Annotated in this window: 12 protein-coding genes; 8 read left to right on the forward strand and 4 right to left on the reverse strand. The window is 62.0% G+C overall.

Annotated elements, in window-relative coordinates:
* Window positions 1-66: 66 nt before the first annotated feature.
* The 3 genes from lon (at window position 67) to IAE38_RS14295 (ending at window position 4,946) form a co-directional block, all read left to right on the forward strand.
* Window positions 67-2,463: an endopeptidase La gene (gene lon / locus IAE38_RS14285; RefSeq protein ID WP_201164265.1), complete on the forward strand. Its 2,397-nt coding sequence runs from the start codon at window positions 67-69 to the stop codon at window positions 2,461-2,463.
* Window positions 2,464-2,615: 152 nt separating this feature from the next.
* Window positions 2,616-2,888, forward strand: coding sequence for an HU family DNA-binding protein (locus tag IAE38_RS14290; protein WP_201218093.1), 273 nt, complete (start codon window positions 2,616-2,618; stop codon window positions 2,886-2,888).
* Window positions 2,889-3,074: 186 nt separating this feature from the next.
* Window positions 3,075-4,946 (forward strand): SurA N-terminal domain-containing protein, encoded by a 1,872-nt coding sequence (locus IAE38_RS14295; protein ID WP_201218095.1) that lies wholly within the window; start codon window positions 3,075-3,077, stop codon window positions 4,944-4,946.
* Between the two features lie 60 nt (window positions 4,947-5,006).
* On the opposite strand, the gene IAE38_RS14300 is transcribed toward IAE38_RS14295, so the two are convergent.
* Window positions 5,007-6,047 carry a patatin-like phospholipase family protein gene (locus IAE38_RS14300; protein ID WP_060481160.1) on the reverse strand — a complete coding sequence of 347 codons (1,041 nt, stop codon included), beginning with the start codon at window positions 6,045-6,047 and terminating at the stop codon, window positions 5,007-5,009.
* Between the two features lie 175 nt (window positions 6,048-6,222).
* Here IAE38_RS14300 and IAE38_RS14305 point away from each other — a divergent pair, with 175 nt between their 5' ends.
* The 3 genes from IAE38_RS14305 (at window position 6,223) to IAE38_RS14315 (ending at window position 8,174) form a co-directional block, all read left to right on the forward strand.
* Window positions 6,223-6,501, forward strand: coding sequence for a lipoprotein (locus IAE38_RS14305; protein WP_003250254.1), 279 nt, complete (start codon window positions 6,223-6,225; stop codon window positions 6,499-6,501).
* Window positions 6,502-6,515: 14 nt separating this feature from the next.
* Window positions 6,516-7,295 carry a CHAD domain-containing protein gene (locus IAE38_RS14310; RefSeq protein ID WP_201218096.1) on the forward strand — a complete coding sequence of 260 codons (780 nt, stop codon included), beginning with the start codon at window positions 6,516-6,518 and terminating at the stop codon, window positions 7,293-7,295.
* 81 nt (window positions 7,296-7,376) lie between these two features.
* Entirely contained in the window at window positions 7,377-8,174 is a 798-nt protein-coding gene (locus IAE38_RS14315; protein ID WP_201218097.1) for an acyl-CoA thioesterase, read from the forward strand.
* A gap of 1 nt (window position 8,175) precedes the next feature.
* Here the strand turns inward: IAE38_RS14315 and IAE38_RS14320 are convergent, their stop codons facing one another.
* The 3 genes from IAE38_RS14320 to IAE38_RS14330 form a co-directional block, all read right to left on the reverse strand.
* The gene (locus IAE38_RS14320) at window positions 8,176-8,409 is read right to left on the reverse strand and encodes a hypothetical protein (RefSeq protein WP_201218098.1); all 234 of its coding nucleotides are present in this window, start codon (window positions 8,407-8,409) and stop codon (window positions 8,176-8,178) included.
* Window positions 8,410-8,484: 75 nt separating this feature from the next.
* Window positions 8,485-9,963 carry a methyl-accepting chemotaxis protein gene (locus tag IAE38_RS14325; protein WP_201218100.1) on the reverse strand — a complete coding sequence of 493 codons (1,479 nt, stop codon included), beginning with the start codon at window positions 9,961-9,963 and terminating at the stop codon, window positions 8,485-8,487.
* An 88-nt stretch (window positions 9,964-10,051) separates the two neighbouring features.
* The gene (locus IAE38_RS14330; protein WP_201218102.1) at window positions 10,052-10,867 is read right to left on the reverse strand and encodes a TatD family hydrolase; all 816 of its coding nucleotides are present in this window, start codon (window positions 10,865-10,867) and stop codon (window positions 10,052-10,054) included.
* A gap of 156 nt (window positions 10,868-11,023) precedes the next feature.
* Here IAE38_RS14330 and IAE38_RS14335 point away from each other — a divergent pair, with 156 nt between their 5' ends.
* Window positions 11,024-12,427 carry a transglycosylase SLT domain-containing protein gene (locus IAE38_RS14335; RefSeq protein WP_201164271.1) on the forward strand — a complete coding sequence of 468 codons (1,404 nt, stop codon included), beginning with the start codon at window positions 11,024-11,026 and terminating at the stop codon, window positions 12,425-12,427.
* A 198-nt stretch (window positions 12,428-12,625) separates the two neighbouring features.
* Window positions 12,626-12,934, forward strand: coding sequence for a hypothetical protein (locus IAE38_RS14340; RefSeq protein WP_201218103.1), 309 nt, complete (start codon window positions 12,626-12,628; stop codon window positions 12,932-12,934).

Genomic DNA, 12,934 nt, shown 5'->3' on the forward strand with positions numbered 1-12,934 from the left:
CCCACATTAGGTCCAAGCATAATTTCCAACGTTTTCCGGCCATAGGGCCGCTGTAGAGGCGAAATCATGAAGACCACCCTCGACTTGCCTCTTTTGCCATTGCGCGATGTCGTTGTTTACCCGCACATGGTCATCCCGCTGTTCGTGGGGCGTGAAAAGTCCATCGAAGCCCTTGAGGCGGCGATGACGGGCGAAAAGCAGATTCTGCTGCTGGCCCAGAAAAACCCGGCCGATGACGATCCGGGCGAGGACGCGCTGTACCGCGTCGGCACCGTAGCCACTGTGCTTCAACTGCTCAAGCTGCCGGATGGCACCGTCAAGGTGCTGGTCGAGGGTGAGCAGCGCGGTGCGGTCGAGCGCTTCAGCGAAGTCGATGGCCATGTGCGAGCCGAAGTGTCGTTGATCGATGAAACCGACGCTGCGGAGCGTGAGTCGGAAGTGTTCGTGCGCACGCTGCTTTCGCAATTCGAGCAGTACGTGCAGCTGGGCAAGAAAGTCCCCGCCGAAGTCCTGTCATCGCTTAACAGCATCGATGAGCCTGGCCGCCTGGTTGATACCATGGCTGCGCATATGGCGCTGAAAATCGAGCAGAAGCAGGAGATCCTGGAGATCGTCGACCTGTCGGCGCGTGTCGAACACGTGCTGGCGCTGCTGGACGCCGAAATCGACCTGTTGCAGGTCGAGAAGCGTATCCGTGGTCGGGTCAAGAAGCAGATGGAGCGCAGCCAGCGCGAGTACTACCTGAATGAGCAGATGAAAGCCATTCAGAAAGAGCTCGGTGACGGCGACGAGGGCCACAACGAGGTCGAAGAGCTTAAAAAGCGCATCGAAGCTGCGGGCCTGCCGAAAGATGCCATGACCAAGGCTCAAGCCGAGCTGAACAAGCTCAAGCAGATGTCACCGATGTCGGCCGAGGCAACGGTGGTGCGCTCGTACCTCGACTGGCTGGTGCAGGTGCCGTGGAAGGCCCAGAGCAAGGTACGTCTGGACTTGACCAAGGCCGAGGAAATCCTCGATGCCGACCACTATGGCCTTGAAGAGGTCAAAGAACGCATTCTTGAGTACCTTGCCGTACAGAAACGCGTCAAGAAAATCCGTGGCCCTGTACTGTGCCTGGTTGGCCCACCCGGCGTCGGCAAGACCTCGCTGGCTGAATCCATCGCTGCAGCAACCAACCGCAAGTTCGTGCGCATGGCCCTTGGCGGTGTGCGTGACGAGGCAGAAATCCGCGGTCACCGCCGCACCTACATCGGCTCCATGCCGGGCCGTCTGATCCAGAAGATGACCAAGGTGGGCGTGCGTAACCCGCTGTTCCTGCTCGATGAAATCGACAAGATGGGCAGCGACATGCGTGGCGACCCGGCCTCGGCGCTGCTCGAGGTGCTGGACCCCGAGCAGAACCACAATTTCAACGACCATTACCTCGAGGTCGACTACGACCTTTCGGACGTGATGTTCCTGTGCACCTCCAACTCGATGAACATCCCGCCAGCGCTGCTGGACCGTATGGAGATCATCCGCCTGCCGGGTTACACCGAGGACGAAAAGATCAACATCGCGGTCAAGTACCTGGTACCCAAGCAGGTCAAGGCCAACGGGTTGAAGAAGGAAGAGCTGGAAGTCGACGTATCGGCGATCCGTGACATCATCCGTTACTACACCCGCGAGGCTGGCGTGCGCGGCCTGGAGCGGCAGATTGCCAAGGTCTGCCGCAAGGTGGTCAAGGAGCACACTGGCCAGAAGCAGGTAAAGGTCAAGGTGGCTGGCGAACAGCTTGAGCACCTGCTGGGTGTACGCAAGTTCCGCTACGGGCTGGCGGAGCAGAAGGACCAGATCGGCCAGGTCACAGGCCTTGCCTGGACGCAGGTTGGCGGTGAGCTGCTGACCATCGAAGCCGTGGTCATCCCTGGCAAGGGCCAGTTGATCAAGACCGGTTCGCTGGGTGACGTCATGGTCGAGTCGATCACGGCCGCGCAGACGGTTGTGCGTAGCCGGGCGCGTAGCCTGGGGATCGCTGCTGATTTCCATGAAAAGCATGACGTTCACATCCATATGCCCGAGGGTGCTACACCCAAGGATGGCCCGAGTGCTGGCATTGGCATGTGCACGGCGCTGGTATCGGCACTGACCCAGATACCCGTACGCGCCGACGTCGCCATGACCGGCGAAATTACCCTGCGCGGGCAGGTACTGGCGATCGGCGGCCTGAAGGAAAAACTGCTGGCGGCTCACCGTGGCGGCATCAAGACGGTGATCATCCCGGAGGAGAATGTGCGCGATTTGAAGGAGATTCCTGAAAACATCAAACAGGATCTTCAGATCAAACCGGTCAAATGGATTGACGAAGTCCTGCAAATTGCGCTGCAATACGCCCCGGAGCCCTTGCCAGATGTGGCTTCCGAGATTGTCGCCAAGGACGAAAAGCGCGACAGCGATGCTAAGGAAAGAATCAGCACGCACTAGCAGTTTTAAGCCGGGGGGCTTTCCTTGACAGTATTTTCGGGGCCTTGCTATAAAGCGGCACGCTATTGTCATCAGGCCACCCAGCGTACGTTTCAAACGTTTTTGATTACATACTTAGAAACATACTCATTAGAGAGATAAGGGGACTTAGAGTGAACAAGTCGGAACTGATTGACGCTATCGCCGCATCCGCTGACATCCCGAAAGCTGTTGCTGGTCGCGCCTTGGACGCAGTCATCGAGTCTGTGACCGGTGCCCTGAAAGCAGGCGACGATGTGGTACTGGTGGGCTTCGGTACTTTCAACGTAAAGGACCGCGCTGAGCGCACTGGCCGCAACCCGCAAACCGGCAAGGCGATCAAGATTGCCGCTGCCAAGGTGCCGGGCTTCAAGGCTGGCAAGGGTCTGAAAGACGCCGTTAACTAACAAGTCGTCTCTTTCAGCCGAACCTGGCAATGCCCGGTTCGAGCACGCCGAAGGCGAGGCGCAAACGTTCTCGCCTGACACGTTTGCTAAGAAAAGGCGCATCCTCGGATGCGCCTTTCTTTTATCAGGACTCTACCCACGCTCCGCGGTTGTCGACGCAGTGGTACAGCCGTCTCTGGGGGACGCATGCTGCAAAATATCAGGGACAATTCACAAGGTTGGATTGCCAAGACCATCATCGGCCTCATCGTCGTTCTGATGGCATTGACCGGTTTCGAAGCCATCTTCCAAGCCGCCACCCATAGCCAGGACGCCGCCAAGGTCAACGGCGAAACCATCAGCCAGAACGAACTGAGCCAGGCAGCCGACATGCAGCGCCGCCAGCTGGTGCAACAGCTGGGCAAGGACTTTGACCCTGCGCTGCTGGATGACAAGCTGCTGCGCGAAGAAGCACTCAAGGGCCTGATCGCCCGCAAGCTGCTGCTCGAGGGCGCCAAGGATGCCAAGTTCGCCTTCTCCGATGCTGCCCTCGACCAGGTAATCTTGCAGACGCCGGAATTTCAGGTCGATGGCAAGTTCAGTGCCGACCGCTTCGATCAGGTCATCCGCCAGATGGGCTATGGCCGCATGCAGTTCCGCGACATGCTCGGCGAAGAAATGCTCATCGGGCAACTGCGTACCGGCCTGGCCGGCAGCAGCTTCGTGACCGACCAGCAGGTAGATGCATTCGCCCGCCTGGAAAAGCAGACCCGCGATTTTGCCTCCCTGACCTTCAAGGTCGACCCGGCCGCGGTGAAAGTTAGCGATGAAGAGGTCAAGCAGCACTACGACCAGCACGCCAAGGAATTCATGTCACCCGACCAGGTGGTGATTGATTATGTCGAGCTGAAGAAGTCGGCATTCTTCGACCAGGCCAAGGTTACTGACGAGCAGCTCAAGGCGCAGTACGAGAAGGAAATCGCCAACCTTGCCGAACAGCGTCGCGCCGCCCACATTCTGATCGAGGTCAACGACAAGGTCACCGACGCCCAGGCCAAGGCCCGCGCTGATGAGATCGAGAAGCGCCTGGCCAAAGGTGAGGATTTCGCCGCGCTGGCCAAGGAGTATTCCCAGGACCCAGGCTCGGCCAGCAACGGCGGCGACCTCGGCTTCGCGGGCCCTGGGGTCTACGACCCGGCATTCGAGCAGGCGTTGTACAAGCTGCACGATGGCCAGGTCTCTACTCCGGTGCGTACCGAGTACGGCTACCACCTGATCAAGCTGCTGGGTGTGGAGGCGCCTGAGGTGCCGAGCTTCGCCAGCCTGAAAGACAAGCTTACCCGTGACCTGAAGACGCCGATGGTGGAGCAGCGTTACGTGGATGCCAGCAAGCAGTTGCAGGATGCGGCCTACGAGGCTTCCGACCTTGGGCAACCTGCCCAGGACTTGAACCTTAAGGTACATACCTCCTCGCCGTTCGGTCGTGAAGGCGGCGAGGGCATTACTGCCAACCGTTCCGTGGTGCAGGCTGCATTCTCCGAAGAAGTGCTGGAGGAGGGTGCCAACAGCACCGCCATCGAGCTGGACCCGGAAACCACTGTCGTGCTGCGCGTCAAGGAGCACCGCAAGCCTGAGCAATTGCCGCTGGAGGCAGTCGCCAAGAGTATCCGCGACCACCTGGCCAAGGAGAAGGCAACTGCCGAACTCAAAGCCAAGGCGGACAAGCTGATCGCCGGCCTGCGTGACGGTTCCATCGCTGCTGGCAGCGTGCACGAAGGCCAGGGTTGGAAGGCCTATGAGGCGGTGACCCGTGGCGAGGACGGGATTGACCCGGCTGAACTGCAGGCGCTCTTCCGCCTGGGCAAGCCTCAGGCCAAGGACAAGCCAGTCTATGGCAGCGTGGTACTGCGTGACGGAAGCCTGGTGGTGCTGCAACTCAAGGGCGTGAACGAAGGCACTGCAGCGACTGACGAAGAGAAGCAGCAGATCCGCCGCTATCTTGCCTCCCGCGCCGGCCAGCAGGATTTCGCTGCGTACCGCAAGCAGCTGGAAGCCAACGCTGACATCACCCGCTACTGAGGTGATCACCTGGGGCTGCACAGCAGCCCCAGTATTCAATCCCCACCCCCCAGCCTTGCGCTAGCGCTTGGCCCCCTCATAATTGTCCAGCGTGTCCCGCGCAATCTCCCGCCCCAGCGCAATCAGCTCTGGCGCTTTGTAGAACTCGAAGAACCGACAAACACGTTTGGGCACGTTGATCAGGACGTCTGGCGGATAACCGGCGATCTTGTACTGTGCCAACGAAGTTTGCATCACCTCGAAGCTCTGGTTGATGAGGTCCAGCAGGGAAGCAGGGCCCACGTTATCGATGATGAACGAACCTGTTGCCGACTTCGGTGCCCCCTCGCGCTCGGGAGCGGCGGTGGGTTGCTGGGCCTGCGGGTTAGCTGCATCGGCCAGCCAGGGGTTTGGCGGCACCAGGCCTTCGGTACCCATGCCCTGAGCAATGCGCACTAGCTGCTCGGCGGGTTTACGGCGGAACGGCAGGTGTGAACCTAATGAATTCAACAGCGCGTCGAAACGCATCTTGAAAGCAGCCGGCCGCTCGATCACCGGCAGTTGGTAGTGCTTCTGGTTGGTGGCGTTGAGGTTGACCGCAATAATCAGGTCGCAGTGGCTGGATACCACAGGCACGATCGGCAACGGGTTGAGGATGCCCCCGTCGACCAGCATGCGGTTGCCCTGCATCACTGGGGTGAACAGGCTGGGGATGGCGGCCGAGGCGCGCATGGCCTGATGCAGGCAACCCTCCTGGAACCAGATTTCCTGCTGGTTGGTGAGGTCTGCGGCAACTGCCGTGTAGGGGATTCGCAACTGCTCGATGTTGATTTCGCCAACGATCTTGCGAATTTGGCCGAATACCTTGTCGCCTCGGATCGCGCCAAGGCGGAAGCTGACATCCACCAGGCGCAGCACATCCAGGTAGTCCAGGCTTTCGATCCAGTGGCGGTACTCGCCCAGCTTGCCTGCAGCATAGATGCCGCCCACCACCGCCCCCATGGAGCAGCCGGCAACACAGGCGATTTCATAGCCGCGGCGCTCGATTTCCTCGATCACGCCGATGTGCGCATACCCCCGGGCGCCGCCCGATCCCAGTACCAGTGCCACGCGTTTGCTCATGTACAGTCCCCAGCCCGTGTAACCATGGGCCTACAATGCACTGAACCCACCCCGGGCTTCAATGCGCATTGCGCGGGGCTACCCCCGTGGTGCAGCAAGCCGGGGCCAGGCTGGGCACTTTTCAGGTGCCCGAGCGTCCAAACGCCACTGTTTTCCTATCTTCGAGGTCTTAACGATGAAAGCCTGGATCTGCCTTCCCCTGATTGCCCTGGCCCTTGCCGGCTGCGCAGGCAAAACCGCGTACCGCGACAGCTGTGCCACCCAACTGGACGCGGCCTGGAAAGAGCTGGACTTGGCCAAGGCTGAAGGCTTCGCGGGCGCAGTGAGTTATTCCAAGGCGCTGTCACTGCTCACCGGTGCCAAGACCCAGCAACAGTTCGAAGGGTATGAGAGCTGCACCCGCAAAGCCGAAAAGGCCCGTTTCTACATTCGTGAGTCGCGTGCCGGTCGCTGACCAAGGAGCGCCACATGTCTGACATGCTCGATCATCTGGTCGCACAGGTACTCACCGTACAGGTACGGCTGTTGGCCTGCCGCGAGCGACTTGCTGCTGATACCGACAGCGAGGCCTTGCACGACCTGCGAACGACCTTGCGCCGCTTGCGCAGCCTGCTGCGGCCGCTGCGTGGGCTGCCCGGTGTCGAGCAGTTCGAAGAGGCTGCAAAGTCGCTGGGCACGCTGACCACACCGCTGCGCGACAATGAGGTACTGGCTGCAGAGCTGGTGGCGCGAGGGCATGCGCAGCCCGGGCAAAAACGCCTGGAAGGCCGCGCCAGCAGCTACGCAAGCGTCGCCGCCAGCCCGCAGCTGACACGCGTGCTGGCCATTGTCGATGCGTTCCCGTTGTTCCTGCGGGCTGCCGGGCGCGAAGGCCTTACCAAGTCCCTGAACAAACGCATCGACAAGGGCTTGGTCAAGCAGTGGCGAAAACTCGAAGCTGCCCTGAAGGACCCTGCGCACGACCGCCACCGCCTGCGCCTGCTGATCAAGCGCGCACGTTACGGTGATGAGGCGTACCCGCAACTCGATCACGCCGGGAAGCGCCTGCAGCAGGTGCTCAAGCGCGCGCAAGGTGACCTTGGCGACTGGCATGACCGGCTGCAGTGGCTGCTGCAGGTGCGTGAGCATCCAGACTTGCTGGTTTGCCAAGGTGAGTGGGAGCAGGAGCTGCACCAGGCTGAATGCAGGTCTGACAAAACGCTGGAGGCCCTGCGCAAGGCCTTGGTGCGTCGCAAGCCTGGACATTGACCGATATGAAGGCTGTGGTGTGAGCAGTTGGTGGCTAGGATGGGCAGACACGTCGCTTGCGACCTGCTCAGGAATTGCCCGATGAACTTCACTCAGATGCTCGAGGCCGCCAGGGCCAACCCCGACAACATCACTGTGCCGGTCAGCTGGGCCCAGGGGCGGGCGGTGTTCGGGGGGCTGATGGCAGCGATGGTGTATGAGGCCATGCGCCAGCGGGTGGGTGGTGATCGCCCCGTGCGCTCGCTGGCTATCAGCTTTGTTGCGCCGGCGGCGCCCGAGGTACCGCTTCGGCTCGAAACCGAGGTATTGCGCGAGGGGAAGGGGGTCAGCACCTTGTTGGGCCGTGCCGTGCAGGACGGCCAGGTGGTCACCTTGGTTCAGGGTAACTTCGGTGCCTCACGCGCTTCGGTGGTGCAGGTGCCTGCCTTGCCGCCCGAACCCATGAAAGCCCTGGCTGATTCAGCCGAGGAGTTGCCCTTCATGCCAGGGATTACACCCGCGTTCATGCGCCACGTGGCCTTGCGCTGGGGCGTGGGCGACTTGCCGTTCACAGGCAGCAGCGCACGCAAGATGGGTGGCTGGGTGCGCCTGCGCGACATCGCGGCGCAGCCGCTCAGTGAAGCTCACCTGCTGGCATTGGTGGATGCCTGGCCGCCCAGCCTGCTTCCGTTCTTGAAGCATCCTGCTGCGGGCAGCACGTTGACCTGGACCATTGAGTTCGTCCAGCCGATCGCGCAGGCGGCTGCGACTGACTGGTACCGCTACTCTGTGGAAACCGAACATGCGCGTGACGGTTATGGCCATGCGGCGGCCGCGTTGTGGGCCGCCGACGGGGCTTTGCTGGCGTTGAGCCGGCAGACCGTCACCGTATTCGCCTGATCTAGCCCGGATGCTGGTGGCTGTGTCGTTGCAGGCTCGCGCCTGCAATCAGGGCAATGGCGCCGACGGCGGTTTGCGTCAGGTCGAGGCCAAACACGCCTGACAGCACCAGTAACCCACCAAGCAGGCACAGCGGCACGGCAATGAAGTGTGGCGCAGGGTTGCCCGAGTGGCGGTGATTATGGGCGTGGCGTCGCCATTGCCAGGCGGGCAGGTGGGGCAGGTATTTGTTCATGGGCAGTTCCTCTCGGTCATGCCCAAAGCTTAGTGCGGCCCTTTGCAGTGGGCCAATCGAGGCTGGCTATGGCGACTATAGCTTTAGCTGGCCTATGGCCTTGTTCAGCGCGCCGGCCAGGGTGGCCAGCTCGGTACTCGTGTTGGCCGAGCCCACGGTCTGCTGCACCGTCTGCTCGGTGACATCGCGGATACTCACCACGGCGCGATTCATCTCTTCGGCAACCTGGCTTTGCTGCTCGGCCGCCACGGCAATCTGTGTATTGCTTTCACGCATCTGCGCTACAGCCCCGGTGATTTCCGCCAGTGCGGCCCCGGCTTCCTGGGCCTGCCTCACGCAGTCGTCGGCCTTGTAGGAGCTTTCTTGCATGAAGTCCACAGCGTCGCGGGTGCCCGACTGCAAGGCGGACACCATGGTGGTAATCTCGTCGGTGGAGGTCTGCACGCGCTTTGCCAGGTTGCGCACTTCATCTGCCACCACTGCAAACCCACGGCCCAGGTCACCTGCACGCGCCGCCTCGATGGCGGCATTGAGTGCCAGCAGGTTGGTCTGCTCTGCGATGCTGTGAATCACGCTGACCACGCCATTGATCTTCTGGCTGTCTTCTGCCAGCTGGCGAATCATCTCGGCGGTTTGCTGCACGCCGCTGGACAAGCCCGCAATGGACGTCTGGACGCGGCTCACCACTTCCTTGCCACTGCCTGCCAGGGTGTCGGCCGTCTGCGACAGGTCACGGGTCGCGCCTGCGTGCTGGGCGATGTGGTGCACCGTGGCCGACATTTCATTGATGGCCGTGGCCGCCTGGTCAGTCTCACTCTGCTGGCCCAGCATGCCGTGACGCACGTCGCTCATGCTGGCAGCCAGGCGTACGGCGCCGGAGTCCAGTTGCGCTGCGGTGTGGGCGACGGTACTGACCACCCGGTGATAGGTTGCCTGCATGGCGTTGAACGCACCGGCCATCTGGCCAACCTCGTCACCGCAGGCCAGCGGTACCCGGGCGGCCAGGTCGCCGGTCTTTTCCACGTGCAGCATCACGTCCTTCAGGGTGTTCAGCTGGCTGAGCAAGAAGCGGATCAGCAACTGCGAGGCACCTAGCATGGCCAGCATCAGGATCAATACGCACACCGCGTAATTGGTGAACCGTTCGACGAAGACCTGACGCAGGCTGGGCGCCTGTGCGATCACGGCGACCTGGCGGTCGCCCAGGCTCAATACCTGCGCACCCTCGATGGGGTCCTCACCCAGCAGGTGATCGCCAGGTAGGCTCACCCAGCCTTGAGCGTTACGCAGATCGTCGAGGGGCTCGCCGGCGAAGGTCGGCGTTTGCCCGGTCGACCAGCTGACGATGGCGGCAGCGCGGGGCAGTGCCTGGCCTGCCGGCCAGGCCGCAAGCACTTCAGCCTGCGCCACGGCCTGGCGCTGCGCTGCCTCGGCGCGCGCACGCTGCTCCAGGTGCACGGCATACAGCACCAGCAGCAGGGTCGTGACAAAGGCCACCGCATTGACGGCCCAGAACTTGTATTTCAGTGAAACGTTGCTAAGCCAGGCACCCATGGGTAGGTCTTCTCTGAGTTGAGCGGAAACAATATTGGCAAGGTGCCATCATTGTGCCGCTGGCTGCCAGCGACGGTGTTGATATGTATCAAGAAACAACGGGCACTGAAGGCAGGCCGAAGAAGGTACGTGCAGTGTCCGTGGTGTGCGCAGCGGTTGTCTCGATACGTTCGGATCGGTGCAGCGCAACCTCCCTCAGCACCTCGCCCAGGTAGGCCGGTTCGTTGCGACCGCTTTTTGGCTTGGGCCGCAGGCTGCGGGGTAACAGGTAGGGCGCATCGGTTTCGAGCATCAGCCGGCCTGCAGGCACATTGCCCACCAGCGCATGCAGGTGAGTGCCGCGCCGTTCGTCGCAAATCCAACCCGTAATGCCTATATGCAGATCCAGGTCCAGGTACGCATACAGCGCCTCACGTTCACCGGTGAAGCAGTGCACCACCGCGCCTACCAGGTGGTCGCGGTACTCCCTAAGAATCGCGACCAGGCGCTCGCTGGCATCGCGTTCGTGCAGAAAAACCGGCATCTGCGTTTCCACCGCCAGCGCCAGTTGCGCATGCAGGGCGGCTTCCTGCTGTGGGCGAGGGGAAAAATCGCGGTTGAAGTCCAGCCCGCATTCACCCACTGCTCGCACCCGAGGTTCTTTAAGCAACTGGCGTAAACGCTGCTCGCTCAAGCTGTCCCAGCCTTGAGCATCATGGGGGTGTACGCCTGCCGTGGCGAACAGGTGGGCGCCCGTTTCGTCAAGCTGATGGCATAGCTCCAGCGCTTGTTCGCTGACAGCCAGGCTGGTGCCGGTCAGTACCAGTTGCGCCACATTCGCCTGCAGGGCGCGTTGGAAAACCTCGGCCTCCCGGCCCTGGAAACTGCTGTTGGTCAGGTTGACGCCGATATCGATCAGTTGCATGGTGCTACCTCGTGCCGCGGGGCGGCCAGCATAGCAAAAGCTTGCGTTTTACTGAAAATCCAAGAACTTCATGTGCTTGTAGAGGTCTTTTGCCGTCAAACCTCATGTGGCGATGGCCTGGCTAACCGGCCCCCACACCCCACGGATACGCTGCCCATGCCGCGATACTGGCTTGTTTTCCTGCTAACGCTTTGCCTGCCCGTGGCTGCGTATGCACAGGCGCGGGCGCCGGGCCCGCAGCACATTCCTGCGGCCAAGGCCCGCGACCTGCAGCAGATACGCAGCAGCAAGGTGTTGCGCGTGCTGGTCAACCAGAGCCGCAACAGTTCGGGCGAAGTGAAGGGCGAACCGGTGGGCATCGAATATTATCGGCTACGGGCCCTGGAGCATTTTCTCAACGCGCGTGTCGAGGACGGCCAGCGGTTGCAGCTCAAGCTGATCCCACGGGCCAAGGAGCAGTTACTGGGCGCCCTGGCACGGGGCGAGGGTGACCTGGCAGCACCGGGCGAACTGTTCGACCCTGGGGTAGTGCGTGGCGTCACGGCCACTGCGCCCATACGCGACCACGTAGCGCTAACGCTGGTCGGGCGCAAGGGTGAGCGCGGCTTCACCCAGGTGGAGCAGTTGTCTGGGCGTACCATCGCCCTGACCAGTGCCAGTGCCGCCGGCCCGCTCATCCAGCAGGTCAACCAGCGGCTGGCCTTGCGCAAGCGCCCGCCCATCAAGGTGGAATGGGTTGATTCAACGCTGGCGGTGGAGGATGTACTGGAAATGGTGCAGGCCGGCATCTATCACCTCACGGTGGTCGAGCAGCCGATTGCCCAGCGTTGGTCCAGGGTAATGCCACGGCTGCGCCTCAACCCGGGCGTGCACCTTGGGCCGCCGCAGGCCATGCGCTGGTATGTGGGGCGCGATACGCCCGAGCTGCAGGCAGCGGTCGACCGGTTTCTTCAGGGTTACCGTGCACCGGGCAACCAGGACGCTGCTTTCGAACGTATCTACCGCCGCCAGTACCGTGTGCATGACCCCCTGGCAAGCAAGGCCCGCCAACGCCTGGCCTCCGTGCGCTCGGTGTTGCAGAAGCATGGTGACGCGCAGCAGATCGACTGGCTGAACCTGGCGGCGCTGGCCTTCAAGGAGTCGACCCTGAACCCGACGGCGCGCGGCGCGGGTGGGGCGCATGGGCTGATGCAGATCACCCCCTCGGCGGCTCAACGGGTAGGGGTGAGCAATACGTCAACGGTGGATGGCAATGTGCAAGCGAGTGCCCGCTACCTGGCGCTGATCCGCCGCAAGTTCTTCTCCAGCCCGCGCATCAACGAGCGTGAGCGCATGGCCTTCGTCCTGGCGGCCTACAACCTGGGCCCGGAGCGGGTGCAGGCCATGCGCGCAGAAGCCCGCAAGCGCGGCCTCAACGGTAACCAGTGGTTTTTCCAGACCGAACGGATTGCCATGGAGCAGGTGGGCATGGGGCCGGTCAATTTCGTCAACAGCGTGAACAAGTACTACGTGGCGTTCAACCGCCAGCGTGGGGTGCTCGAGCGCGTGGTGAAACGCTGAGCGGCCGGGCTGGCGGGGGCTGTAGCCGAGCCGCTTGCAAGTTGTGGCACATCGCTCTAGCATACCGCTTGCGCCGATTTAAACAGCTACTTGCGGGGCGCAAAAACGCCCCAGGGTGTTTTCAAATACCGCTAAAGCGCTGGTTCGGTGATGCCTCCCACCGCTGCCCAGCGGGATTTGCGAGGCAGAGAAAGCGCCATGAGTTGCCCACGTACCAGTGTCTGTTTAAGCCCATTGCCTGCCAGCCAGGCGTCCCGTACACCGCGCATTCTGCTCGGTGGTCAGCATCAGCCCACCCTGTTGCGCCATCTCGAAGGCCTGTCTCGCCGCCGAGGCCAGGCGCGCGCCTTTCTGATCCAGTTTGCCGAAACGGGGCATCACCTTGCCCAGTACGCCAATGATCGCTTTGACCTGGCGGTTATCCAGGCGCCCGCGCCGGAAGACGCAGCCGAAATCATCGGCAACCTGGTGCGCATTGCCCGCCAAGGCCTGATCACCGGCCGCTGA

It is taken from the genome of Pseudomonas sp. S32 (assembly GCF_016648095.1).
GTDB classification, from domain to species: domain Bacteria; phylum Pseudomonadota; class Gammaproteobacteria; order Pseudomonadales; family Pseudomonadaceae; genus Aquipseudomonas; species Aquipseudomonas parafulva.

Bases quoted from the DNA above. Each gene is read 5' to 3' on its own strand.
- lon (WP_201164265.1), top strand. From the start codon at position 67: ATGAAGACCACCCTCGACTTGCCTCTTTTGCCATTGCGCGATGTCGTT.
- IAE38_RS14295 (WP_201218095.1), top strand. From the start codon at position 3,075: ATGCTGCAAAATATCAGGGACAATTCACAAGGTTGGATTGCCAAGACC.
- IAE38_RS14300 (WP_060481160.1), bottom strand. From the start codon at position 6,047: ATGAGCAAACGCGTGGCACTGGTACTGGGATCGGGCGGCGCCCGGGGG.
- IAE38_RS14305 (WP_003250254.1), top strand. From the start codon at position 6,223: ATGAAAGCCTGGATCTGCCTTCCCCTGATTGCCCTGGCCCTTGCCGGC.
- IAE38_RS14310 (WP_201218096.1), top strand. From the start codon at position 6,516: ATGTCTGACATGCTCGATCATCTGGTCGCACAGGTACTCACCGTACAG.
- IAE38_RS14315 (WP_201218097.1), top strand. From the start codon at position 7,377: ATGAACTTCACTCAGATGCTCGAGGCCGCCAGGGCCAACCCCGACAAC.
- IAE38_RS14320 (WP_201218098.1), bottom strand. From the start codon at position 8,409: ATGAACAAATACCTGCCCCACCTGCCCGCCTGGCAATGGCGACGCCAC.
- IAE38_RS14325 (WP_201218100.1), bottom strand. From the start codon at position 9,963: ATGGGTGCCTGGCTTAGCAACGTTTCACTGAAATACAAGTTCTGGGCC.
- IAE38_RS14330 (WP_201218102.1), bottom strand. From the start codon at position 10,867: ATGCAACTGATCGATATCGGCGTCAACCTGACCAACAGCAGTTTCCAG.
- IAE38_RS14335 (WP_201164271.1), top strand. From the start codon at position 11,024: ATGCCGCGATACTGGCTTGTTTTCCTGCTAACGCTTTGCCTGCCCGTG.
- IAE38_RS14340 (WP_201218103.1), top strand. From the start codon at position 12,626: ATGAGTTGCCCACGTACCAGTGTCTGTTTAAGCCCATTGCCTGCCAGC.